This is a genomic window from Streptomyces sp. NPDC059850, from assembly GCF_042731515.1.
Lineage (GTDB): Bacteria > Actinomycetota > Actinomycetes > Streptomycetales > Streptomycetaceae > Streptomyces.
The window spans coordinates 62,504-85,673 of sequence record NZ_JBHWJI010000039.1 but is presented as its reverse complement, the minus strand read 5'-3'; the positions used below and the strand labels follow the sequence as shown (position 1 = coordinate 85,673).

Genomic DNA, 23,170 nt, shown 5'->3' with positions numbered 1-23,170 from the left:
CTGCACAAGCTCCGTCCTACGATGTCCCCGTGCCGAATTCGCTGAATCCGTTCGAGCTGATCGCCCGGCGCTGGCAGCCCTCCGCGCGCTTCGTGGAGCGGGCGGCGCTGGCCACCGTGGTGATGTCCGTGGTCATCGTCATCACCGGCGGCGCGGTCCGGCTGACCGAGTCCGGGCTGGGCTGTGACACCTGGCCCAAGTGCACCTCCGGGAGCCTGACGCCCACCGCCGACATGGGCATCCACGGCGCCATCGAGTTCGGCAACCGCATGCTGACGTACGTGCTGTGCGCGTTCGTCGGCCTGCTGATCATCGCCGCCCGGGCCCGTCAGCCGGTGCGCCGCTCCATCACCCGGCTGGGCTGGGCCCAGTTCTGGCTGATCATGAGCAACGCCATCATCGGCGGCGTCATCGTCCTGACCGGCCTGAACCCGTACATCGTCAGCTCGCACTTCCTGCTGGCCACCGCGCTCCTCACGGTCGCGATGGCGGTCTGGCAGCGCTCCCGCGAGGGCGACGGGGCGCCGCGCGACCTGGTGCCCCGGCCGGTGCGCCAGCTGACCTGGCTGCTGGTCGGCGCGACGCTGACGCTGATCCTGCTCGGCACCGTGGTCACCGGTTCAGGGCCGCACGCCGGAGACGCCCGCGAGGTGCACCGGATTCCGCTGGACTGGCAGGAGATCACCCAGCTGCACGTGGACTTCGTCTACATCGTGCTGGGCCTCACCGTCGCCCTGTGGTTCGTGCTGCGCGCCGTGCAGGCCCCGGCGGGACCGCGCCGTGCGGTGCGCGACCTGCTGGCCGTGCTGCTGTTCCAGGGCCTGATCGGGTACGTCCAGTACTTCACGGGCCTGCCCGAAGTGGTCGTCGGCATCCACATGTTCGGGTCCTGCCTGGTGTGGATCGCGGTCCTGCGGGTGCTCTTCGCCCAGCGCGAGCGCCCCGCGCTGGCCGACACCTCCGGCGCCGGCCCGACCGGCGACCACGAAGCGATTCAGCCCGAAAGCCCGGCCGACCCGGAGCCCGCGCCCGCCGCGTCCAGCCGGTAGACCCGGCGCGCCGTCCCGGCCGCCACCAGCCCGGCGATCCGCCGGGCCTCCGCCCCCGTACAGACGCCGTCGGCGACCCACTCGGCCGCCAGCCGGGCCATCGCCCGGCCGAACAACCGGGCGGCGGTCACATACAGCTCGGGCAGCGCTCGGGCGCCGCTGGAGAACAGCAGCTTGCCGAACGGCGCCTCGCCCAGCGTCTCCGCGGGCCGGGGCCCCGCGTCCGCGTAGACGTGCGGGAACACGGCGGCGAGCTGGGCGGCGCGGCGGTGGTGCGGCCGGTCGGGCAGCAGGACGAGGTCGGTGCCGAACCCGGCGGTGGCGCGCAGGAAGCCGATCAGCGGCTGCGGATCGGCGCAGTGCAGCTGCACCGGCAGCCCGGTCGCCACCGCGCTCCACATCAGATGCTGCGCGAACACCGGGTCGGGCGCCCGGTTTCGTACCGGCCGCGCGGCCAGCCGCCGGGCCGCCGCGCGCCGCACCTCGCCCGGGTCTGGCGGGGTCTCGTCGCAGAAGGTGATGCCCAGCGCGAAGGCCGTGGCGTGCTGGGCGGCGGCGTACAGGGCCTCGGCGGTGTTGCCCAGGAAGGCGTCGATGGTCCCCGAGGTGTCGGCGACCTGCTCGGCCAGCGGTTCGAGCCGTACGACCTCATGGACCCGGCCGTCGGCGGCCGCCGCCAGCTCGGCGGCCGAGGTGAGGTCGCTCGGGGCGCCCGACTCCAGCAGCAGGGTGCCGATGCCCGCGCCGCGCAGCAGGAGCCGGGCGGCGCGGTAGGCGCCCAGCTCACGGCGGCGGGCGAGGTAGCGCACGGGCGTGCAGTGCGGCTCCAGGCCCAGCAGCGGCGGGCACCAGCGGCGTACGGCGAGCCCGGTCAGGCTGTCGAAGTACGTGGTCCCGGCCGGGGCCGGGCCCGATCCGGCGGCGGTGGCCAGATGCGTCTCGAACGAACCGAGGCCCAGCTCGCCGTGGACCGTGCCGTGGCTGTGCTGATCGACCAGCGGCGGCAGCCCGAGCGTGCCCGGGGACCCGGTCGCCTCGTCCATCACCGCCACCTCCTCGCCCTCCGGCATCGCATGGGCTTAACGCCCGGATGCCGCGCGAGGTGTCGCCGGTCGGGGTCCGGCGGTTCAGGTGTTGCGGGGGCCGCCCAGTTGGATACCGGCCATCCGCGTCCATTCGTAGCGGCCCGTGCGGACCTTCGCCGCGAGGTCGCCGTCGAAGTCGTCCTGGAGCGTGACCCCGGCGATCTCGACGGCGCGGCGGGCCGTCTCCTGGGAGCGGGCGACGAGGGTGCCCCACTCGCCGTTGGCGCCCACCAGGGCGATCCGGACGGTGCCGCGGCCGATGTGGGCGAGCTGGCCCTCGGCGCTGCCGCCGTGGCTCTTGGCGAAGGCCGTGATCTGGTGGGCGAGTCGCTGGGCCCGCTTCTCGTCCTTCGGGGACGCCTGCGTGGTATCTGCCATACCACCGATGCTACCCGCCGGTAATCACGGCCGGAAGGGGATCACCCCAGGAACCGGACGGGGATCACCGCAGGAAGGGGTCCACCGCGACGGCGACGAAGAGCAGCGAGACATAGGTGATGGACCAGTGGAACAGCCGCATCTCCTTGAGCTTCGCACCGGTGACCTCGGCCCGGGCGCGCGCCTGGAGCCCGTGCGCCTCCTTGAGCCAGAACGCGCCCAGCACGGTCGCCACGACCGGGTAGAACCAGCCGGTGTAGCCGAGCGGCCACAGCAGCAGCGAGACGCCGACCATGGCCCAGCTGTAGAGGACGATCTGCCGGGCGACCGCCTTGTTGCCCGCGATGACGGGCAGCATCGGCACGCTCGCCCGCTCGTAGTCCTCCTTGACCTTCATCGACAGCGGCCAGTAGTGCGGCGGCGTCCAGAAGAAGATGACCAGGAAGAGGATCACCGCGGCCCAGGAGACCTCATTGGTGACCGACGACCAACCGATGAGCACCGGCATGCAGCCCGCGATACCGCCCCACACGATGTTCTGCGAGGTACGCCGCTTGAGCCACATCGTGTAGACGACGACGTAGAAGATCAGCGCACCGAGTGCCAGCATCGAGGACAGCGGGTTGACGAGAACCCAGAACCAGGCCGTGGACCCGATGGCGAGCGCGAAGGCAAAGACCAGGCACTCGACCGGCGACACCATGCCGGTGACCAGTGGACGCTGCGACGTACGGTCCATCATCGCGTCGATGTCCCGGTCGTAGTACATGTTGAACGCGGCGGCGCCACCGGCGGACAGATAGCCGCCTACGCAGGTCGCCAGGACCAGCCACAGGTCCGGGACGCCCTGGGCGGCCAGGAACATGACCGGCACCGTGGTCATCAGCAGCAGTTCGATGACGCGCGGCTTGGTCAGCGTCACGAACGCCTTGACCCGGGCCCCGAGCGGTCGGCGGCCTGGAAGCCGCTGCCCGAGGCTCGATTCGCTCGTTTCGAGCACCCCCGCAGGACGGGATTCGACGGCCGTCACGCACACCCCTGGTGGAAGCAAGAACCAGCAAGCACCGGAGATGAAACCCCGGTAAAGACTTGCGCGTACCACGCCACTCTAGACGTAGCGGATACGCCGCTCGCCGCCGGGGTCGGCTCGTGTTGATGCCCCTCGAAGACCTGCGCGGACACCCCGCACAACTTCCGGAACGCCGTATTCCATAGCCCCCGGAGAGAACTCCGATGGAATGCCACGACCTTGAGATTCGTTCCCTTAGTCGTTGAGTGGAACTCGAAAAGATGACCGTTCTTACAGGGGTAGGCTCGACCTCGCCGGTGTGCACACGGTCACCGGACAGCGACATTGTGGAGAGGAGCCCTGACTCAGGGTGAGCAACAAGCCGACTACCACAGACCTTGAATGGACCGATCTGGATCAGCGGGCCGTTGACACCGCCCGCGTCCTGGCCATGGACTCCGTACAGAAGGTCGGTAACGGCCACCCTGGCACGGCCATGAGTCTGGCGCCCGCCGCCTACCTTCTCTTCCAGAAGCTCATGCGGCACGACCCCTCCGACGCGGACTGGGCGGGCCGGGACCGGTTCGTCCTCTCCCCCGGGCACACGAGCCTCACCCTGTACGTGCAGCTCTACCTGGCGGGCTTCGGCCTTGAGCTGGAGGACCTGAAGTCCTTCCGTACCTGGGGCAGCCTCACCCCGGGTCACCCGGAGTACGGCCACACCAGGGGCGTGGAGACCACGACCGGCCCGCTCGGCCAGGGCGTCGCGAACGCGGTGGGCATGGCCATGGCCGCCCGCTACGAGCGTGGGCTGTTCGACCCGGAGGCGCCCGAGGGCGCCTCCCCGTTCGACCACACCATCTGGGCGATCGTCTCCGACGGCGACCTGGAGGAGGGCATCTCCGCCGAGGCGTCCTCGCTGGCCGGCCACCAGAAGCTGGGCAACATCGTCGCGCTGTACGACGACAACCACATCTCCATCGAGGGCGACACCGCCACCGCGCTGTCCGAGGACGTGCTGAAGCGGTACGAGGCGTACGGCTGGCACGTCCAGCGCATCGAGCAGGCGGCCAGCGGCGACTTCGACATCGAGCAGCTGTACGCGGCGCTCAAGGCGGCGCAGGACGAGACCGAGCGCCCCTCGATCATCGCCGCGCGCACGATCATCGCCTGGCCCGCCCCGAACGCGCAGAACACCGAGGCCTCCCACGGCTCCGCGCTCGGCGCCGACGAGGTCGCCGCCACCAAGCGGGTCCTGGGCTTCGACCCCGAGCGGCACTTCCAGGTCGACACCGAGGTCATCAACCACACCCGCGGCCTGGTCGACCGCGCCCGCGAGGCGCACGCCGCCTGGGACAAGACGCTCCAGGAGTGGCGCAACAACAACCCCGCGCGCGCCGCCGAGTTCGACCGCGTCACCGCCGGTGAGCTGCCGGAGGGCTGGGAGAGCGCGCTGCCGGTCTTCGAGGCGGGCAAGGACGTCGCCACCCGCAAGGCGTCCGGCCAGGTGCTCAAGGCGCTCGGCGGAGTGATCCCGGAGCTGTGGGGCGGCTCGGCCGACCTCGCCGGTTCCAACAACACCACGATCGACGCGTCCTCGTCCTTCCTCCCCAAGGACAACCCGCTGCCGGAGGCCGACCCGTACGGGCGGACGATCCACTTCGGCATCCGCGAGCACGCCATGGGCTCGACCATGAACGGCATCGCCCTGCACGGCAACACCCGTGTCTACGGCGGCACGTTCCTCGTCTTCTCCGACTACATGCGCCCGGCCGTGCGGCTGGCCGCGCTGATGAAGCTGCCGGTCACCTACGTGTGGACGCACGACTCCATCGGCCTCGGCGAGGACGGCCCCACCCACCAGCCGGTCGAGCACCTGTCCGCGCTGCGCGCCATCCCGGGCCTGAACATCGTGCGCCCGGCCGACGCCAACGAGACCGTCGTCGCCTGGCGCGAGATCACCCGCCGCCACAACGACAACCCGGCCCCGCACGGCCTGGCCCTCACCCGGCAGAACGTGCCGACGTACGAGGCCGACGAGGACGCCGCCAAGGGTGGTTACGTCCTGTTCGAGGCCGAGGGCGGCCAGCCGCAGGTGATCCTGATCGGCACCGGCTCCGAGGTCCAGCTCGCCGTCGAGGCGCGCGAGCGGCTGCAGGCGGCCGGGGTGCCGACCCGCGTCGTCTCGATGCCCTCGATCGAGTGGTTCGAAGAGCAGGACAAGGGGTACCGCGACAGCGTGCTGCCGCCGTCCGTGAAGGCTCGTGTGGCCGTCGAGGCCGGCATCGGCCTGACCTGGTACCGCTACGTCGGCGAGGCGGGCCGCATCGTCTCGCTGGAGCACTTCGGCGCCTCCGCCGACTACAAGGTGCTCTACCGGGAGTTCGGCCTGACCGCCGACGCCGTGGTGACCGCCGCCCGCGAGTCCCTGGACGCCGCCGGGCAGTGACGCCCGCATCCGACTTGAACAGCGACGAGCAACAGGAGACACACCCCATGACAGACGCACTCAAGCGGCTGGCCGACGAAGGCGTCGCGATCTGGCTCGACGACCTCTCCCGGAAGCGGATCACCTCCGGCAACCTCGCCGAACTGATCGACCAGCAGCACGTCGTCGGCGTCACCACCAACCCGTCGATCTTCCAGAAGGCGATCTCCGGCGGCGACGGTTACGAGCAGCAGCTCGCCGACCTCGCGGCCCGCAAGGTCACCGTCGAGGAAGCCGTCCGCATGATCACCACGGCCGACGTCCGCGACGCGGCCGACATCCTGCGCCCGGTGTACGACGCGACCGGCGGCCAGGACGGCCGGGTCTCCATCGAGGTCGACCCGCGGCTGGCCCACAACACGGCCGCCACCGTCGCCGAGGCCAAGCAGCTCGCCTGGCTGGTGGACCGCCCGAACACCTTCATCAAGATCCCGGCCACCCTGGCGGGACTTCCGGCGATCACCGAGGTGATCGGCCTGGGCATCAGCGTCAACGTCACGCTGATCTTCTCCCTGGAGCGCTACCGCGCGGTCATGGACGCCTACCTGGCCGGTCTGGAGAAGGCCAAGGCCGCCGGTCTCGACCTCTCCAAGATCCACTCGGTGGCGTCCTTCTTCGTGTCCCGGGTGGACACCGAGATCGACAAGCGCATCGACAAGTCCGGCACCGACGAGGCCAAGGCGCTGCGCGGCAAGGCCGCCCTGGCCAACGCCCGGCTCGCCTTCCAGGCCTACGAGGACGTCTTCGCCTCCGAGCGCTGGGACGTCCTGGACCGGGCGAGCGCCAACAAGCAGCGCCCGCTGTGGGCCTCGACCGGCGTCAAGGACCCGGCGTACAAGGACACGATGTACGTCGACGAGCTGGTCGCCCCGGCCACCGTCAACACCATGCCGGAGGCCACCCTCGACGCGGTCGCCGACCACGGCGACATCAAGGGCAACACCGTGGCCGGTGGCTACGAGCAGGCCAAGGCGGACATCGAGGCCCTGGCCTCCATCGGCGTCTCGTACGACGAGGTCGTCAAGCTTCTGGAGGACGAGGGCGTCGAGAAGTTCGAGGCGTCCTGGAACGACCTGCTGAAGTCCACTGAGGCGGAGCTGAACCGCCTCGCACCGTCGGAGGCGTGAACACGTTGACCACCAGCAGCAATCCGCTGCGTGACCCGAAGGACCGGCGGCTCCCGCGCATCGCGGGGCCGTCCGGCCTGGTCATCTTCGGTGTCACGGGAGACCTGTCCCGCAAGAAGCTGATGCCCGCCGTCTACGACCTGGCCAACCGCGGCCTGCTGCCGCCGGGCTTCTCGCTCGTCGGCTTCGCCCGGCGCGACTGGGAGAACGAGGACTTCGCCCAGGTCGTCCACGACGCGGTCAAGGAACACGCGCGGACCGAGTTCCGCGAAGAGGTCTGGCAGCAGCTCGCCGAGGGATTCCGCTTCGTACCCGGGGAGTTCTCCGACGACGAGGCGTTCGAGAAGCTGAAGGCGACCATAGAAGAGCTGGACAAGGCCCGGGGTACCGGCGGCAACTTCGCCTTCTACCTCTCCGTGCCGCCCAAGTTCTTCCCCAACGTGGTGCAGCAGCTCAAGAAGCACGGGCTGTCCGACGGGCAGAACCACTCCTGGCGGCGCGCCGTCATCGAGAAGCCCTTCGGCCACGACCTGAAGAGCGCCCAGGAGCTGAACCAGGTCGTCCACGAGGTCTTCCGGCCCAGCGACGTCTTCCGGATCGACCACTACCTGGGCAAGGAGACGGTTCAGAACATCCTGGCGCTGCGCTTCGCCAACACCATGTTCGAGCCGCTGTGGAACCGTTCGTACGTCGACCACGTACAGATCACCATGGCCGAGGACATCGGCATCGGCGGCCGCGCCGGGTACTACGACGGCATCGGCGCCGCCCGGGACGTCATCCAGAACCACCTGCTCCAGCTGCTCGCCCTGACCGCCATGGAGGAGCCCGCCTCCTTCGACGCCAAGGCGCTGGTCACCGAGAAGCTGAAGGTGCTCACCGCCGTCAAGCTCCCGCGCGAACTGGGCAAGCACACCGTGCGCGGCCAGTACGCGCACGGCTGGCAGGGCGGCCAGGAGGTGCGCGGCTACCTCGAAGAGGACGGCATCGACTCGCAGTCGAAGACCGACACCTACGCCGCGGTCAAGCTGGAGATCGACAACCGCCGCTGGGCGGGCGTCCCGTTCTACCTGCGCACCGGCAAGCGGCTGGGGCGCCGGGTCACCGAGATCGCCGTCGTCTTCCAGCGCGCCCCGCACTCCCCCTTCGACGCCACCGACACCCAGGAACTGGGGCAGAACGCCCTGGTCATCCGGGTGCAGCCGGACGAGGGCGTCACCATCCGGTTCGGCTCCAAGGTGCCCGGCACCTCCATGGAGATCCGCGATGTGACGATGGACTTCCAGTACGGCGAGTCCTTCACCGAGTCCAGCCCCGAGGCGTACGAGCGGCTGCTGCTCGACGTCCTGCTGGGCGACGCGAACCTCTTCCCGCGCCACCAGGAGGTGGAGGAGTCCTGGCGGATCCTCGATCCGATCGAGGACTACTGGGACAAGCACGGGAAGCCCGAGCAGTACACGGCCGGAACCTGGGGGCCGAAGGCCGCGGACGAGATGCTCGCACGAGACGGACGGAGCTGGCGGCGGCCATGAACATCGATCTCACGGACACCACGTCCAGCCGGATCAACTCCGCTCTGGTCCAAGCGCGCCGGGCCACCGGCACCCCGGCCGTGGGCATGGTGCTCACCCTCGTCATCGTCACCGACGAGGGCAACCACTACGACGCGCTGCGGGCCGCGAGCGAGGCGTCCAAGGAGCACCCCTCGCGCATCCTGGTCGTCATCAAGCGGCCCGGCCGCTCGCCGCGCGACCGCAAGATGGCCCGGATGGACGCCGAGGTCCGGGTCGGCGGCGAGACCGGCACCGGTGAGACGGTCCTGCTGCGGCTCCACGGCGAACTGGCCAACCACGCCTACTCGGTGGTCCTGCCGCTGCTGCTGCCGGACGCCCCGGTCGTGGTGTGGTGGCCCGAGGACCCGCCGGAGCACCCCGCCAAGGACCTGCTGGGGCAGCTGGCCCAGCGCCGCATCACCGACGCCCAGGCCACCGAGGACCCGGTCGGCACGCTGAGCCTGCGGGCCGAGACGTACACCCCGGGCGACACCGACCTGGCGTGGACCCGGATCACCCCGTGGCGCAGCGTGCTGGCGGCCGCGCTGGACCAGAAGCACTCGAAGATCACCTCCGCGGTCGTGGAGGGCGAGGCGTACAACCCGAGCAGCGAACTGCTCGCGCTGTGGCTCGCCGAGCGGCTGCGGGTGCCGGTCGACCGGCAGATCTCCGAGGGCCCGGGGCTGACCGCGGTGCGGCTGGAGACGGCCGACGGCGTGATCTGCCTGGACCGGGCCGACGGAGCCCTCGCCGAGCTGGCCATGCCGGGCCAGCCGGACCGGCATGTCGCGCTGCAGCGGCGCGAGGTGTCGGAGCTGATCGCCGAGGAGCTGCGCCGACTGGACCCGGACGAGATGTACGCGATCTCGGTGAAGTACGGCGTGAACAAGCTGAACGGCGGCGGTAAGGCCGAGCACAGCGCTGCGGCTGGTGGCGGTGGTACGGCCACCGCGACCGCCGAGGCGCCGCCCGCGCCTCCGGCCCCGCCCCGGCCGCCGCTGCCGACGCGGGACCCGGGCACGGCTCCGTCCCCGACGAACACCCCCGCCCCGCCGCAGGCCCCGGCCCCTCCGGCCACACCGGCTCCGGCTGCCCCTTCGGCCCCTTCGGCCCCTCAGGCACCTCAGGCACCTCAGGCTCCGAAGCCCTCGGACCTGAAGCCGGGCGCCAAGACGGAGGGAAAGCCGGACGGGAAGGCAGCGGGAAACGGCGGGAAGGGGGACAAGTGACCGCCCCGCAGGTCGTCGTCCACCGCGACAAGGAGCTGATGGCCCAGGCGGCCGCGGCCCGGCTGATCACGAAGATCGTCGACGCCCAGGCCGCCCGGGGCTCCGCCTCCGTCGTCCTGACCGGCGGCCGCAACGGCAACGGCCTGCTGGCGGCCCTCGCCACGTCCCCCGCGCGCGACGCGGTGGACTGGTCGCGGCTGGACCTGTGGTGGGGCGACGAGCGCTTCCTGCCGGACGGCCACCCCAACCGCAACGTCACCCAGGCCCGGGAGGCCCTGCTGGACGCGGTGGATCTGGACCCGGCGCGGGTGCACCCGATGCCCGCGTCCGACGGTCCGCACGGCGGCGATGTGGAGGCCGCCGCGGAGGCGTACGGCATCGAGCTGGGCCGCGCCGCGCGGCCGGAGAACCACGGCGCGGCACCGACCTTCGACGTCGCTCTGCTGGGCGTCGGGCCGGACACCCATGTGGCCTCGCTCTTCCCCGAGCTGCCCGCCGTCCGGGAGACCGAGCGGACGGTGGTCGCGGTGCGCGGCGCGCCCAAGCCGCCGCCCACCCGGGTCTCGCTGACCCTGCCCGCGATCCGCGCGGCGCGGGAGGTGTGGCTGCTGGCCGCCGGTGAGGACAAGGCCAAGGCGGTGACCATCGCCCTGTCGGGGGCCGGGGAGATCCAGGCCCCGGCGGCGGGCGCGTACGGCCGCAGCCGCACGCTGTGGCTGCTGGACCGGGCCGCGGCGAGCGGTCTGCCGCGCGAGCTGTACCCCCCGGCCTCGCCGTAGGGCTCTTTTCACACAGCGATCCCCCGTGCGCCGTGAGCGCATGGGGGATCGCTGTACGCGCGGGCCGTCAGCGGTCGCGCAGCGAGCGGTACGTGGCGACGAGACGCGCCGTCGAGGCGTCGAGCCCCGGCACCTCGGCGCCCTCGGTCAGCGCGGGCTCGACCCGCTTGGCGAGCACCTTGCCCAGCTCGACGCCCCACTGGTCGAACGAGTCGATGTTCCAGATGGCGCCCTGGACGAACACCTTGTGCTCGTAGAGCGCGACCAGCTGGCCGAGCACGGACGGGCTCAGCTCGGCGGCCAGGATGGTGGTGGTGGGGCGGTTGCCCTGGAAGGTCTTGTGCGGCACCAGGTCCGCGGGCACGCCCTCGGCGGCGACCTCTTCCGGCGTCTTGCCGAAGGCCAGCGCCTGCCCCTGGGCGAAGAGGTTGGCCATCAGCAGATCGTGCTGGGCGACCAGCCCGGGCCGCAGGTCGTCCACCGGCTTGGCGAAGCCGATCAGATCGGCCGGGATCAGCTTGGTGCCCTGGTGGAGCAGCTGGTAGTAGGCGTGCTGGCCGTTGGTGCCAGGGGTGCCCCAGACCACCGGGCCGGTCTGCCAGTCGACCGGCTCGCCCTCCCGGTCCACCGACTTGCCGTTGGACTCCATGTCCAACTGCTGGAGGTAGGCGGTGAACTTGGACAGGTAGTGGCTGTAGGGCAGGACGGCGTGCGCCTGGGCGTCGTGGAAGTCGCCGTACCAGACGCCCAGCAGGCCGAGCAGCAGCGGTACGTTCTGCTCGGGCGGGGCGGTGGTGAAGTGCTCGTCCACCAGATGGAACCCGGCCAGCATCTCGCGGAAGCAGTCCGGTCCGATGGCGACCATCAGGGCGAGGCCGATCGCCGAGTCGTAGGAATACCGCCCGCCGACCCAGTCCCAGAACTCGAACATGTTGTCCGTGTTGATGCCGAACTCGGCGACCTTCTCCGCGTTGGTCGACACCGCCACGAAGTGCTTCGCGACGGCCTCGTCACCGGCCCCGAGCCCGCTCAGCAGCCACTCGCGGGCGGAGACGGCGTTGGTGATGGTCTCGATGGTGGTGAAGGTCTTGGAGGCGACGATGAACAGCGTCTCCGCCGGGTCCAGGGCGCGCACCGCCTCATGGAGATCGGCACCGTCCACATTGGAGACGAAGCGGAACACCAGCTCGCGGTCGGTGTAGGCGCGCAGCGCCTCGTACGCCATCGCCGGGCCCAGATCGGAGCCGCCGATGCCGATGTTGACGATGTTCTTGATGGGCTTGCCGGTGTGGCCGTGCCAGTCGCGGGACCGGATGCGGTCGGCGAATACGCTCATCTTGGTGAGGACCGCGTGGACCTCGGGGACGACGTCCTCGCCGTCCACCGTGATGACCGCCGAGCGGGGCGCGCGCAGCGCGGTGTGGAGCACGGCGCGGTTCTCGGTGGTGTTGATCTTCCCGCCGCGGAACATCGCGTCCCGCAGCCCGGCCACTCCGGTCGCCCGCGCCAGCTCCCGCAGCAACCGCAGCGTCTCGTCCGTCACCAGGTGCTTGGAGTAGTCGACATGGAGATCGCCGACCTGGAGCGAGAGCCTGCTCGCGCGCTCCGGGTCGTTAGCGAACAGTTCGCGCAGCTGCACGTCGCCCAGCACCTTGCGGTGCTCGGCCAGCGCGTTCCACTCCGGCAGCTGATCGAGCCTGGTGCGGCCTTCTGCGTTCATCTCGGACATCAGCCCACTTCTCATCGGTGCCTGGCCCCCGTTGGCCACCAACCTAATTGATGACGGTCCGCATTCCGGGAACGAGGGCCAGCACCCCGCCCGCGACGAGCACGGCGCACCCCAGCGCTGGCGTGTTCAGCCCCCAGGCGGCGGCCGTCACCCCGCCGAGCAGCGCGCCGACCGGGCTGCCCGCGATGGACAGCGTGCGGAAGGCGGAGCTGACCCGGCCGAGCAGGTCGGCGGGGCTGCGCCGCTGGGTCATCGTCACCTCGGTGACGTTCCATATGATCCCCGCGAAGGCGAACACCCCCATGGCGGCGATGGCGGCCGCCAGGCTCCGTATCGTGCCGAGCGCGACCAGGGCACCGGTCTGCGCGGCTCCGCACAGCACCAGCGCGCGGTACTCCCCCAGCCGCTCGGCGACCCGCGCGGCGACCAGTCCCCCGGCCACACTGCCGATCCCGTACGCCGTGATGACCACCGCGTACCCGGTGTTCCCGGCGTCCAGCCAGCCGGTGACGTGCAGCACCAGGGCGGCGATGAGCGCGCCGATGCCGATATTGCACAGGGTGGTGGAGACGCACAGCCCCCGCAGCACCCGGTCCCGCCACAGCACACCGATGCCCTCGGCGATGTCCCGGCGCAGCGATCCGCCGGACGGGCGCGGGGCGCGCTCCGGGGCGGCCGCGCCGAGCGAGGCGATGAGCAGCGCGGCGACGAGATAGGTGGCCGCGTCCGCCGCGTACGGCATGGCGACGCCGAGACCCAGCAGCACGGGCACCAGCGGGGCGCCCACGAACCGGCCCATGACCTCCTGCCCGGTCATCAGCCGGGCGTTGGCCCGGCTCAGCGCCTCCCGCTCCACGACGGACGGCAGCAGGGCAGTCGCGGCGTTGTCGAAGAGGGTCTGCAGGGTGGTGAGGGCGAAGGCGAGCGCGAGCAGCAGCCCGATCGTGGCGTGGCCCAGCCAGACGGCGACCGCGAACCCGCCCATCAGGACGGCCCGTATCCCGTCCACCACCCACATCGCCCGCCGCTGGTCCACCCGGTCGGCGATGGCCCCGCCGAGCAGGCCGAACAGCAGCCAGGGCAGGAAGCCGCACGCGGTCACGAGCGACACCAGCACCGGCGAATCGGTCAGCGACACGGCCAGCAGCGGCAGTGCCGCGCCGCGTAACGCGTCCCCGAAGCGGGAGATCACCGCGGCGGTCCACAGCCGCCCGAACCCCCCGCGCCAGGCGAGCACAGCCGCCTGCTCCCCGCCCCGTCGCATCAGCATGCGAAGACCGTAGCCCGCACCACTGACAACGGGTCCTGAGCAGCGGGTCCACGACAACGGCCCGGTCGAGCACCCCTGATGGGTACCTGACCGGGCCGTCGTTCGCGCGCTGTCGCCGGGTGTCCGGGCTCGGCTCAGATCTCGCCGCGGAGCTTGGCGAGCGCCTCGGCGAGGATCGCCTCACCGTCGGCGTCGCTGCGCCGCTCGCGCACATAGGCGAGGTGGGTCTTGTACGGCTCGGTGCGGGGCGGGTCCGGCGGGTTCTCCCGGTCCTTGCCGGCCGGGAAGCCACAGCGGGGGCAGTCCCACGTCTCCGGGATCTGCGCGTCGCTGGCAAAGCTCGGCACGGTCTCATGCCCGTTCGAGCACCAGAAGGAGATGCGCAGACGCGGCGCCGATTCGCCTCGCTCGGCTTCTCCCATCGGCCCCGCTCCGACCCGACTTCCACGGATCGCGTTGCCACTTGCCACGGTCGTAACTCCCTGCGTGATGGTGCCGCGAAGCATCGAATGGCGGCCCCGCTGCCCGGCGCCCCAGACTACGAAAGGCCCAACGCGCGTCCATCGAGAGGAGTTACACCCGCCCTTGAGGACGCCACCCCATGATAGGCCGCGAATCAGCCGCACTGACGACGGTACGTCAGTTATGGGGCCGGATTCGGGCCTCGATCGCGCTTTGGTCGAACGTCAGTCGAGCTTCATCAACAGGCCGAGCACGACGATGACGACGAACCACAGCAACCCGACCACGATGGTAATGCGGTCCAGGTTGCGCTCAGCGACCGAAGAGCCACCGACGGAGGACTGCATTCCGCCACCGAACATGTCGGACAGACCCCCGCCCTTCCCCTTGTGCATGAGCACCAGCATCATCATCAAAAGGCTCAAGACGATGAGGGCGATCGAAAACCCCATGATCACAGCTGGACCAACTCTCTCGGGCTCGTTACGGACGGTTTCTTACGGGAGACGGGGGCCGGGCGGCACATTTCGCGCCACCACGACCCCCGACAGAGTACGACGAGCCCCGGCTCAGGGCCTACTCACTGGTCGCGGAATCGAACGATCTTGACGAATTCGTCCGCGTCCAGCGCCGCGCCGCCGATCAGGGCGCCGTCCACATCCGGCTGCGCCATGATCGCCGCCACATTGCCGGACTTCACCGAGCCGCCGTACTGGATCCGGACCTTGTCGGCCAGCTCCTGGCTGTACAGCTCGGCCAGCCGGCCGCGGATGGCCCCGCAGACCTCCTGGGCGTCCTCGGGGGTGGCGACCTCGCCGGTGCCGATCGCCCAGACCGGCTCGTACGCGATCACGATGGTCTCGGCCTGCTCGGCCGGGACGTCCTTGAGGGCGCCGTCCAGCTGCGCGAGGGTGTACGCCACCTGGTTGCCCGCCTTGCGGATGTCCAGGCCCTCGCCCACGCACAGGATCGGGGTGAGGTCGTTCCGGAAGGCCGCCTTCACCTTGCCGTTGCAGATCTCGTCCGTCTCGTCGTGGTACTGACGGCGCTCCGAGTGGCCGATGGCCACATAGGTGCACTTCAGCTTGGAGAGCATCGGACCGGAGATCTCGCCCGTGTACGCGCCGGAGTCGTGCGCGGAGAGGTCCTGGGCGCCGTACTTGATCTTCAGCTTGTCGCCGTCGACCAGGGTCTGCACCGACCGCAGATCGGTGAAGGGCGGCAGAACCGCGACCTCGACGGCCTCGTAGTCCTTGTCGGCGAGCGCGAAGGCGAGCTTCTGGACGTGGGCGATGGCCTCAAGATGGTTGAGGTTCATCTTCCAGTTGCCCGCCATCAGCGGGGTGCGGTCACTCACGGTGTTCAGTCCTCCAGTGCGGCGAGGCCGGGGAGCGTCTTGCCCTCGAGGTATTCGAGGCTCGCTCCACCGCCGGTCGAGATATGGCCGAAAGCGGATTCGTCGAAGCCCAGGATCCGGACGGCCGCGGCGGAGTCACCGCCGCCCACCACCGTGAAGGCGGGGCTGTCGAGAAGCGCCTGGGCCACGGCCTTGGTGCCGTCGGCGTAGTCGGGGTGCTCGAAGACGCCCATCGGGCCGTTCCAGAAGACGGTGGCCGTGTCGGCGAGCTTCGAGGCGTACAGCTTGCGGGAGTCCGGACCGATGTCCAGACCCTCCAGGTCGGCCGGGATGGCCTCCGCGGAGACGACCTGCGGATGCGCCGGGGCCTTGGTCTTGAGGTCCGGGAACCCGTCGGCGGCGAGGACGTCGACCGGCAGGACGAACTCCACGCCCAGCTCCTCCGCCCGCCGCAGATAGCCCTGGACGACCGGGACCTGGTCCTCCTGGAGCAGCGACTTGCCGACCTCGTGGCCCTGGGCCTTGAGGAAGGTGTACGCCATGCCGCCGCCGATCAGGATGCGGTCGGCCTTCTCCAGCAGGTGCTCGATGACGCCGAGCTTGTCGGAGACCTTGGCGCCGCCGAGGACCACCGCGTACGGCCGCTGGACGTCCTCGGTGAGCTTCTTGAGGACGGAGACCTCGGTGGCGATCAGACCGCCCGCGGCGTGCGGCAGCCGCGCCGGGAGGTCGTACACGGAGGCGTGCTTGCGGTGCACCGCGCCGAAGCCGTCGCCCACGTAGAGGTCGGCGAGGGCGGCGAGCCGGTCGGCGAACGCGCCGCGCTCGGCGTCGTCCTTGGCCGTCTCACCGGCGTTGAAGCGCAGGTTCTCCAGCAGCGCGACCTCGCCGGCGGCGAGCCCCGCGACGGTGGCGCGGGCGCTGTCGTCCACGGTGTCCGTCGCGAACGCGACCTGCTTGCCGAGGAGTTCGCCGAGCCGCCGGGCGACCGGGGCGAGCGAGAACCGCGGGTCGGGCTCGCCCTTGGGGCGGCCGAGGTGCGAGGCGACGACCACCTTGGCGCCCGCGTCCAGGAGCGCGGTGATGGTCGGCACGGCGGCGCGGATCCGGCCGTCGTCGGTGATCGTCTCGCCGTCGAGCGGGACGTTCAGGTCGGCGCGGACGAAGACCCGCTGCCCCTCGATCTGGAGATCGTCAATCGTCTTCACAGAGTGACTCCTTGTTCATGGCACGGACCCATGGCTCGGGATCCATTGCACCGGGCCCACGGCACGGGGCCCGTTACGACGTGTGCCGTAGCGGGCCCCGTTCCTGGCTCATCGCGGCAGGGTCAGAGCCGGCCGCCGACGTAGACGGTCAGGTCGACGAGACGGTTGGAGTAGCCCCACTCGTTGTCGTACCAGCCGACGACCTTGACCTGCTTGCCCTGGGCCATGGTCAGGCCGGAGTCGAAAGTGCAGGAAGCCGGCCAGTTGACGATGTCCGAGGAGACGATCGGGTCCTCGGTGTACTCCAGGACGCCCTTGAGCTGGCCCTCGGCGGCCTTCTGGAAGGCGGTGTTGATCTCGTCCTTGGTGACCTCGCGGTCCAGCTCCAGCACCAGGTCGGTGACCGAGCCGGTGGGGACCGGGACGCGCATCGCGATGCCGTCCAGCTTGCCCTGGAGCTGCGGCAGGACCAGCGCGGTGGCCTTGGCGGCGCCCGTGGAGGTCGGGATGATGTTCTCCGCGGCGGCGCGGGCGCGGCGCAGGTCCTTGTGCGGGAAGTCCAGGATCCGCTGGTCGTTGGTGTACGCGTGGACGGTCGTCATCATGCCCTTGACGATGCCGAAGTTCTCGTCGAGAACCTTGGCCATCGGCGCCACACAGTTGGTGGTACACGAGGCGTTGGAGATGACGTCGTGGTTGGCGGGGTCGTACTTGTCCTGGTTGACGCCCATCACGATCGTGATGTCCTCGTCCTTGGCGGGCGCGGAGATCAGGACCTTCTTGGCGCCCGCGGCCAGGTGCTTGGCCGCGTCGTCACGCTTGGTGAAGATGCCGGTGGACTCGACGACGATGTCGGCCCCCAGCTCTCCCCACGGGAGGGCGGCCGGGTCGCGCTCGGCCATCGTCTTGAAGGTCTGGTTGCCGACCGTGATGGTGTCCTCGGTGTGGCTGACCTCGTACTTCAGCCGTCCGAGGATCGAGTCGTACTTGAGCAGGTGCACCAGGGTGGCATTGTCGGTCAGGTCGTTGACACCGACGATCTCGATGTCCGCGCCCTGCTCCAGGAGCGCGCGGAAGTAGTTGCGACCGATGCGGCCAAAGCCGTTGATGCCTACGCGGATCGTCACGAACCGATCTCCTCGTTGGTGTGCCGGTCTGGACGCCGGCGAGCTGTATGGGATGTCCCCGACCGCCTCCGACCCTACCGCTATCACGGAACGTGCGTGACATTGGCGGTCGGCGGCCCACAACCACCGGAAAGGGGCATGGGCCGCCGACTCAGTCACGTTCTGTCACGCTGTGTCAACGGCGCAGCGCACGCAGCGCACCGCGTACGAGCCGCTCCCGCTGGGCGTCGTCCTTCACGTGTTCCAGGCCGAAGCCGAGCAGCACGGTGTCCCGTGTGGTGACCCCGGCCGAGGTGCGGAACAGCTCCTTCGAGCGCGTCCAGTCCGCCGCGTTGACGGGGCTGCCCTCCGGCGCCCCCGGCACCGACCAGGGGCCCAGCGCCGTCTCGAAGCCCTCGCTGTCCCGGGTGCCGCCGCCGGTCACGAGCGCGGTGCTGTCGACGAAGGCGCCGCGCCCGGCCGCACTCGAATCGGTGACGTAGGAGAGGGCCAGTTCGACCTTCTCGCCCGCGTAGCGGCTCAGGTCCAGGGAGACCGGCGTCCAGCCGCCGGAGGAGCCCGTGAAGCTGTTCCAGGCGCCCGTGCCGCCCTGGGCGCGGCAGCCGTCGTCCGCGGCGGTCAGATAGCGCTTGAGGAACGGGTGGGTGGTCAGCAGGAAGCCCGCCTCGCACTCGGTCGGGACCTGGTCCGAGCTGGCGCCGCCCGCGTCCGGCAGCGTGGTCCAGTCGTCCTGGCCCGCGGTGTGCGCCTCGGCGATCACATGGTCGTAGCCGGGCTCGGTGTCGTAGCTGAGCCGGAAGGTCAGGCTCGGCTTGTCCTCGGCGCTCACCCCGGTGAGGTCGACGGTGCGGGACAGCCGCATCCAGGCGCTGTTCCGGTGGACGGCGGCGGCCATCCACTCGCCCTCGTAGGGCTGGTACGGGGTGCGCGCGCCGGAGTACGCGCCCGCGCCCGCGCTGCGGAACTGCGGGAAGTCCTCCGGCGGCAGTACATCGGAGGTGACGGTGTACGCGCCCGCGGCGTCCAGGGGGTTGCCGGGCGCGTCGCCGAGCGCCGCGGCGGCGCCGTCGAGCGCCCCGGCGCCCTCGTACGCGGTCGGCGACTTCACCGTGAGGCGGCCGTCGGCGCCCAGGTAGTACTGGCTGAAGTCGTCGGTGTCGGCCGGGCCGACCACGGAGCTGCCGCCCGCCTGCTCACCGGTGGTGATCAGCTTGCCGCCCTCGTTGAGGTAGTCGCGCACCGCGAGCAGGGTGGCCCCGCCGGGCTTCTCCGCGCCGGTGTACCAGAGCACCGTCCTGAAGTGGTCGAGCACTCCGAGCGCGGACGGCGCTCCCCGGGTCGCGACGTCCCAGACGGCCGCCTTGCGGCCGTTCGCGGCGAACGCGTCGGTGTACGCGGCGGTGTGCCGGGCCGGAGAGCCGCCGCCCTCCTCGGCGATCACCAGGGTGTCGGCGCGGGGCCGCTCGGCGACGGTGTAGGTGAACGGCTCGCTCGCGGTCCGCTCGCCGTCCTTCGTACGTCCGGTGAACCACACCCGCACCGTGTCGCCGGGGTCGGCTCCCCGGACCGAGGCCCGGTACTGGTCGAAGCGGATGTTGTCCTCGCCGCCGTAGGTCTCGCCGCCCTTCCAGGGCCGCAGGGACGCGGTGTGGGTGCGCCCGCCGTCGACCCGGTAGGCGAGCCTCTTGTCGCGGACGCTCTTGCGCGCGGTGACGGCGACGTCCTGGGCGGCGCCACGGGCGTAGGAGGTGGTGAACGCGTCCGGGGTGAAGTCGGGCGCGGTCATACCGACCGACGACGACGGCTGGTCGGGATGGAGGGCGGTCTCGGCGACGGAGAGCGCGAAGGGGATGTTCTTGGCGAACTCCTGCTGGATCAGCTTCTCGTCGTCCGGGAAGGTGAAGACGGACGCGCAGTCGCGCGGCTGCCAGGGGTCGTCGGGGCTGATGTTGGAGGCCGTCTGACAGGTCGACATCTCCGGGGTGAACATCATCATCCCGTTGACGTTGGCCGCGTGGCCGTCGGCCTCGCCGTTGGTGGTGTACAGCTCCGAGGACACTTGCGGGTGGTAGCCGGGGATCGCGGAGTGCTCGGGGGTGCCCGCGAGCGCCTCGTAGAGCACGTCGTCGGGGGTCGGGGTGGCGACCTGCCAGCCGACGCCGTAGAGCAGCAGTTCGGCGGCCGAGTGGTAGTTGATGCCGAGTTCGAAGCCGATGCGCTTCTGGAAGCGGTCCAGCGCCTTGGTCTCGGGCTCGGAGCCGGGGCCGGGGCCCCGGTAGGTCTCGTCGGCCGGGTCGGCGGACGACCCCTCGTTGTCGTAGCCCCACTTGTAGGGGAAGTTGCGGTTGGGGTCGACGCCGTCGCCCGGGGTGATCTTGCCGTCGCCGTTGTTGTCGCGCAGGGTCTTGCGCCACTGGCGGTTGGCCGGGCTCTGATGCGTGTAGTCGTAGCCGTCCGGGTTGGCGGAGAGCACGAACCACAGTTCGGTGCGGTCGACGATCCTGGTGACGCGGTCGTCCTTGCCGTAGTTGTCCAGGTAGTAGTGCATCAGTCGCCGGGTCATCTCCGGGGTGATCCACTCACGGGCGTGCTGGTTGGACATGTACAGGACCGACGGCTTGCTGCCGTCGCGGCTCTTCGCGGCGCCCTTGGTGAGCTTGAGCGCGAGGATGTCCTTGCCCTGGGTGGTCTTGCCGATGCTGACCACCTTGGTGATCCCGGGATGCGTCCGGCCGGTCTCGGTGATCTCCTGCCGGAGCCCTCCGTCGCCGCTGTACGGGCGGAAGACGCCGTCACCCGCGGCCTCGACGCGGTTCAGGGCCCGCTGGGAGAGCTTCTTCTCGGTGAGCGCCACGCCCTGGCCGCGCAGGGCGGCGGCCTGGGTGCCGGTCAGATACAGCTCGACCGGTCCGGCGCCCTTCTCGGGCACCTGCGTGCCGAGTTCCGTCCCGTCCACGCCCGCCCGCTGCAGCAGCGGGATCTGGGCCCGGGTGACCTGGGCGGTCCATACGGTCAGCGACTCGCCCGCGCTGTCGGACGCGCTGTCGGACGCGCTGTCGGACGCTGGTTGTGCCTGGGCCGCGGGTGTGGCGGCCAGTCCCCCCAGTAACAGTGCGCTCGCCGCGAGGATCGATGTGGTCATGCGTCTCTTCATGAGCCCCCCTGACTGTCGTTCCGACGTGTGGGTGCACCGACGCATAAGCCTCATGTCGCCACATGACCATGTCAACAGCGCCACGCGACGATAGTCCGATGGTGTGACGATCTATACGCACCGCGCCCCCGGCTCCGCGCGGGGAGCCGGGGGCGCGCGACGCGGCGGCCGGTCAGCCGACCATGCCCTCGGCCATCTCGTCGGTCAGGGTCGACTCCGTCCCCGGGATGCCCAGGTCCTGGGCCCGCTTGTCGGCCATGGCGAGCAGCCTGCGGATACGGCCCGCGACGGCGTCCTTGGTCAGCGGCGGGTCGGCGAGCGCGCCCAGCTCCTCCAGGGAGGCCTGCTTGTGCTCCATGCGCAGCCGCCCGGCCGCGGCCAGGTGCTCGGGCACCTCATCGGCGAGGATCTCCAGCGCGCGCTGCACCCGGGCGCCCGCGGCGACGGCGGCCCGGGCCGAGCGGCGCAGATTGGCGTCGTCGAAGTTGGCCAGCCGGTTGGCGGTGGCCCGCACCTCGCGGCGCATCCGGCGCTCCTCCCAGGCGAGCACCGACTCGTGCGCCCCCAGCCGCGTCAACAGCGCGCCGATGGCGTCACCGTCCCGGACGACCACCCGGTCCACTCCGCGCACCTCGCGCGCCTTCGCGGCGATCTGCAGTCTGCGGGCGGCGCCGACCAGCGCCAGCGCGGCCTCCGGGCCGGGGCAGGTCACCTCCAGGGAGGACGAGCGGCCGGGCTCGGTGAGCGAGCCATGGGCGAGGAAGGCCCCGCGCCAGGCGGCCTCGGCGTCACAGGTGGCGCCGGAGACGACCTGCGGTGGCAGCCCGCGGATCGGCCGGCCGCGGCCGTCGACCAGTCCGGTCTGGCGGGCCAGCTGATCACCGCCCGCCACCACCCGCACCACGTACCGACTGCCGCGGCGCAGCCCTCCGGGGGCCATCACCACCAGATCGGATGAGTGCCCGAAGATCTCCAGGATGTCCTTGCGGACCCTGCGGGCCGCGATGCCCGTATCCAGCTCCGCCTCGATCACAATGCGCCCGCTCACCAGGTGCAGGCCGCCCGCGAACCGCAGGATCGCCGAGACCTCCGCTTTCCGGCAGCAGGTGCGGGTGACGGGGAGCCGGGAGATTTCATCCTTCACCGCTGCCGTCATCGCCATGGGCCGATCCTTCCATGCATCCGAAAAATACGGTCGTAGGCGGCCGCCAGAAGCTCCGGGTCGTGCTTCGGGGAACCGTCGGTCGCGGCCACCGGCGCCAGCTCGACCGTGCCGCCCAGTCGCTTCGCGGCATCGCACAGACTGCTCTGGTCGGGGACGGCGGCCTCGTCGGCCAGCACCACGTCGAAGGCGAGTTTAGGGGCGTGTCGGGCCAAAACCTCCAAATGACGCTGCGGGGAGAAGCCATCGGTTTCACCGGGTTGCGGCGCGAGGTTCAGCGAAAGCACCCGGCGGGCCTTGGTGTCGGTGAGGGCGCGCAGCAAATCCGGCACCAGGAGATGCGGGATGACGGAGGAAAACCAGGAGCCGGGACCCAGCACCACCCAGTCCGCGTCCATCACCGCCTCGACCGCCTCGGGGACGGCCGGCGGGTCGTTCGGCACCAGGTGGACCGACTGCACCTCGCCGGGGGTGAGTGCGACCGTGGCCTGCCCGGCGACCGTCGACACCTCGTCCGGGCGCGCCGGGTCATGGCCCTTGACGTACGCCTGCAGCTCCAGCGGCACCGCCGACATCGGCAGCACCCGGCCGTGCGCGCCCAGCAGCTTGCCGACCAGGTCGAGCGCGGCCACATGGTCGCCCAGCTGCTCCCACAGGGCGACGATCAGCACATTGCCGACCGCGTGGCCGTGCAGCTCGCCCTCGCTGATGAAGCGGTGCTGGATGACCCGGGACCACGTCTGGCCCCAGTCGTCGTCCCCGCACAGGGCCGCCAGCGCCTTGCGCAGATCGCCGGGCGGCAGCACCCCCAGCTCGTCGCGGAGCCGTCCGCTGGAGCCGCCGTCGTCGGCCACCGTGACCACGGCGGTCAGATCACCGGTGATCCGGCGCAGCGCGGCGAGCGACGCCGACAGCCCCATACCGCCGCCCAGCGCGACCACCTTGGGCTGGGCGCTGCGGCCCGTACGGGCCCCGACGAGCCGCCGCAGCCGCCCGTTCCGCAT

19 protein-coding genes are annotated in these 23,170 nt (G+C 70.8%); 6 read left to right on the top strand and 13 right to left on the bottom strand.

What is annotated here, in order from left to right; translation table 11 throughout:
- Positions 1-29: 29 nt before the first annotated feature.
- Entirely contained in the window at positions 30-1,049 is a 1,020-nt protein-coding gene (locus ACFV9T_RS28450) for a heme A synthase (protein WP_385445194.1), read from the top strand.
- On the opposite strand, the gene ACFV9T_RS28445 is transcribed toward ACFV9T_RS28450, so the two are convergent.
- From ACFV9T_RS28445 to ACFV9T_RS28435, 3 genes are all read right to left on the bottom strand, one after another.
- Positions 995-2,092 carry an amidohydrolase gene (locus ACFV9T_RS28445; protein WP_385445219.1) on the bottom strand — a complete coding sequence of 366 codons (1,098 nt, stop codon included), beginning with the start codon at positions 2,090-2,092 and terminating at the stop codon, positions 995-997. The genes ACFV9T_RS28450 and ACFV9T_RS28445 overlap by 55 nt on opposite strands.
- Before the next feature lie 84 nt (positions 2,093-2,176).
- Positions 2,177-2,512, bottom strand: coding sequence for a hypothetical protein (locus tag ACFV9T_RS28440; protein WP_385445193.1), 336 nt, complete (start codon positions 2,510-2,512; stop codon positions 2,177-2,179).
- 64 nt (positions 2,513-2,576) lie between these two features.
- Positions 2,577-3,542 (bottom strand): heme o synthase, encoded by a 966-nt coding sequence (locus ACFV9T_RS28435; RefSeq protein ID WP_385445191.1) that lies wholly within the window; start codon positions 3,540-3,542, stop codon positions 2,577-2,579.
- 349 nt (positions 3,543-3,891) lie between these two features.
- Between ACFV9T_RS28435 and tkt the strand changes: the two genes are divergently transcribed.
- From tkt to pgl, 5 genes are read left to right on the top strand one after another with little or no spacing between them, the layout of a single operon-like run.
- Positions 3,892-5,970 carry a transketolase gene (gene tkt, locus ACFV9T_RS28430; RefSeq protein WP_385445189.1) on the top strand — a complete coding sequence of 693 codons (2,079 nt, stop codon included), beginning with the start codon at positions 3,892-3,894 and terminating at the stop codon, positions 5,968-5,970.
- Positions 5,971-6,017: 47 nt separating this feature from the next.
- Positions 6,018-7,136: a transaldolase gene (gene tal / locus ACFV9T_RS28425; RefSeq protein WP_385445187.1), complete on the top strand. Its 1,119-nt coding sequence runs from the start codon at positions 6,018-6,020 to the stop codon at positions 7,134-7,136.
- A gap of 5 nt (positions 7,137-7,141) precedes the next feature.
- Positions 7,142-8,668 carry a glucose-6-phosphate dehydrogenase gene (gene zwf / locus ACFV9T_RS28420; protein ID WP_385445218.1) on the top strand — a complete coding sequence of 509 codons (1,527 nt, stop codon included), beginning with the start codon at positions 7,142-7,144 and terminating at the stop codon, positions 8,666-8,668.
- Positions 8,665-9,918, top strand: a complete 1,254-nt coding sequence (gene opcA / locus ACFV9T_RS28415) for a glucose-6-phosphate dehydrogenase assembly protein OpcA (protein ID WP_385445186.1) — start codon at positions 8,665-8,667, stop codon at positions 9,916-9,918. The genes zwf and opcA overlap by 4 nt, the downstream gene beginning before the upstream one ends.
- Positions 9,915-10,697, top strand: a complete 783-nt coding sequence (gene pgl, locus ACFV9T_RS28410) for a 6-phosphogluconolactonase (RefSeq protein ID WP_385445184.1) — start codon at positions 9,915-9,917, stop codon at positions 10,695-10,697. The genes opcA and pgl overlap by 4 nt, the downstream gene beginning before the upstream one ends.
- A gap of 67 nt (positions 10,698-10,764) precedes the next feature.
- Here the strand turns inward: pgl and pgi are convergent, their stop codons facing one another.
- From pgi to yvcK, 10 genes are all read right to left on the bottom strand, one after another.
- Positions 10,765-12,417: a glucose-6-phosphate isomerase gene (gene pgi, locus ACFV9T_RS28405; RefSeq protein ID WP_385445216.1), complete on the bottom strand. Its 1,653-nt coding sequence runs from the start codon at positions 12,415-12,417 to the stop codon at positions 10,765-10,767.
- A gap of 52 nt (positions 12,418-12,469) precedes the next feature.
- Complete coding sequence (locus ACFV9T_RS28400; RefSeq protein ID WP_385445183.1) at positions 12,470-13,696, bottom strand: MFS transporter; 1,227 nt, start codon at positions 13,694-13,696, stop codon at positions 12,470-12,472.
- Positions 13,697-13,830: 134 nt separating this feature from the next.
- Positions 13,831-14,166: an RNA polymerase-binding protein RbpA gene (locus tag ACFV9T_RS28395; protein WP_385445181.1), complete on the bottom strand. Its 336-nt coding sequence runs from the start codon at positions 14,164-14,166 to the stop codon at positions 13,831-13,833.
- Positions 14,167-14,382: 216 nt separating this feature from the next.
- Positions 14,383-14,610: a preprotein translocase subunit SecG gene (gene secG, locus ACFV9T_RS28390; protein WP_385445179.1), complete on the bottom strand. Its 228-nt coding sequence runs from the start codon at positions 14,608-14,610 to the stop codon at positions 14,383-14,385.
- Positions 14,611-14,738: 128 nt separating this feature from the next.
- Positions 14,739-15,515, bottom strand: coding sequence for a triose-phosphate isomerase (tpiA, locus tag ACFV9T_RS28385; RefSeq protein WP_385445177.1), 777 nt, complete (start codon positions 15,513-15,515; stop codon positions 14,739-14,741).
- A gap of 5 nt (positions 15,516-15,520) precedes the next feature.
- Entirely contained in the window at positions 15,521-16,723 is a 1,203-nt protein-coding gene (locus ACFV9T_RS28380; RefSeq protein WP_385445175.1) for a phosphoglycerate kinase, read from the bottom strand.
- Positions 16,724-16,845: 122 nt separating this feature from the next.
- Positions 16,846-17,850 carry a type I glyceraldehyde-3-phosphate dehydrogenase gene (gap, locus tag ACFV9T_RS28375; RefSeq protein ID WP_385445173.1) on the bottom strand — a complete coding sequence of 335 codons (1,005 nt, stop codon included), beginning with the start codon at positions 17,848-17,850 and terminating at the stop codon, positions 16,846-16,848.
- A gap of 175 nt (positions 17,851-18,025) precedes the next feature.
- Positions 18,026-20,992, bottom strand: a complete 2,967-nt coding sequence (locus ACFV9T_RS28370) for a M14 family zinc carboxypeptidase (protein ID WP_385445171.1) — start codon at positions 20,990-20,992, stop codon at positions 18,026-18,028.
- Between the two features lie 184 nt (positions 20,993-21,176).
- Complete coding sequence (gene whiA, locus ACFV9T_RS28365) at positions 21,177-22,166, bottom strand: DNA-binding protein WhiA (protein ID WP_009718797.1); 990 nt, start codon at positions 22,164-22,166, stop codon at positions 21,177-21,179.
- Positions 22,157-23,170 (bottom strand): uridine diphosphate-N-acetylglucosamine-binding protein YvcK, encoded by a 1,014-nt coding sequence (gene yvcK / locus ACFV9T_RS28360; protein ID WP_385445214.1) that lies wholly within the window; start codon positions 23,168-23,170, stop codon positions 22,157-22,159. Before yvcK ends, whiA begins: the two co-directional genes overlap by 10 nt.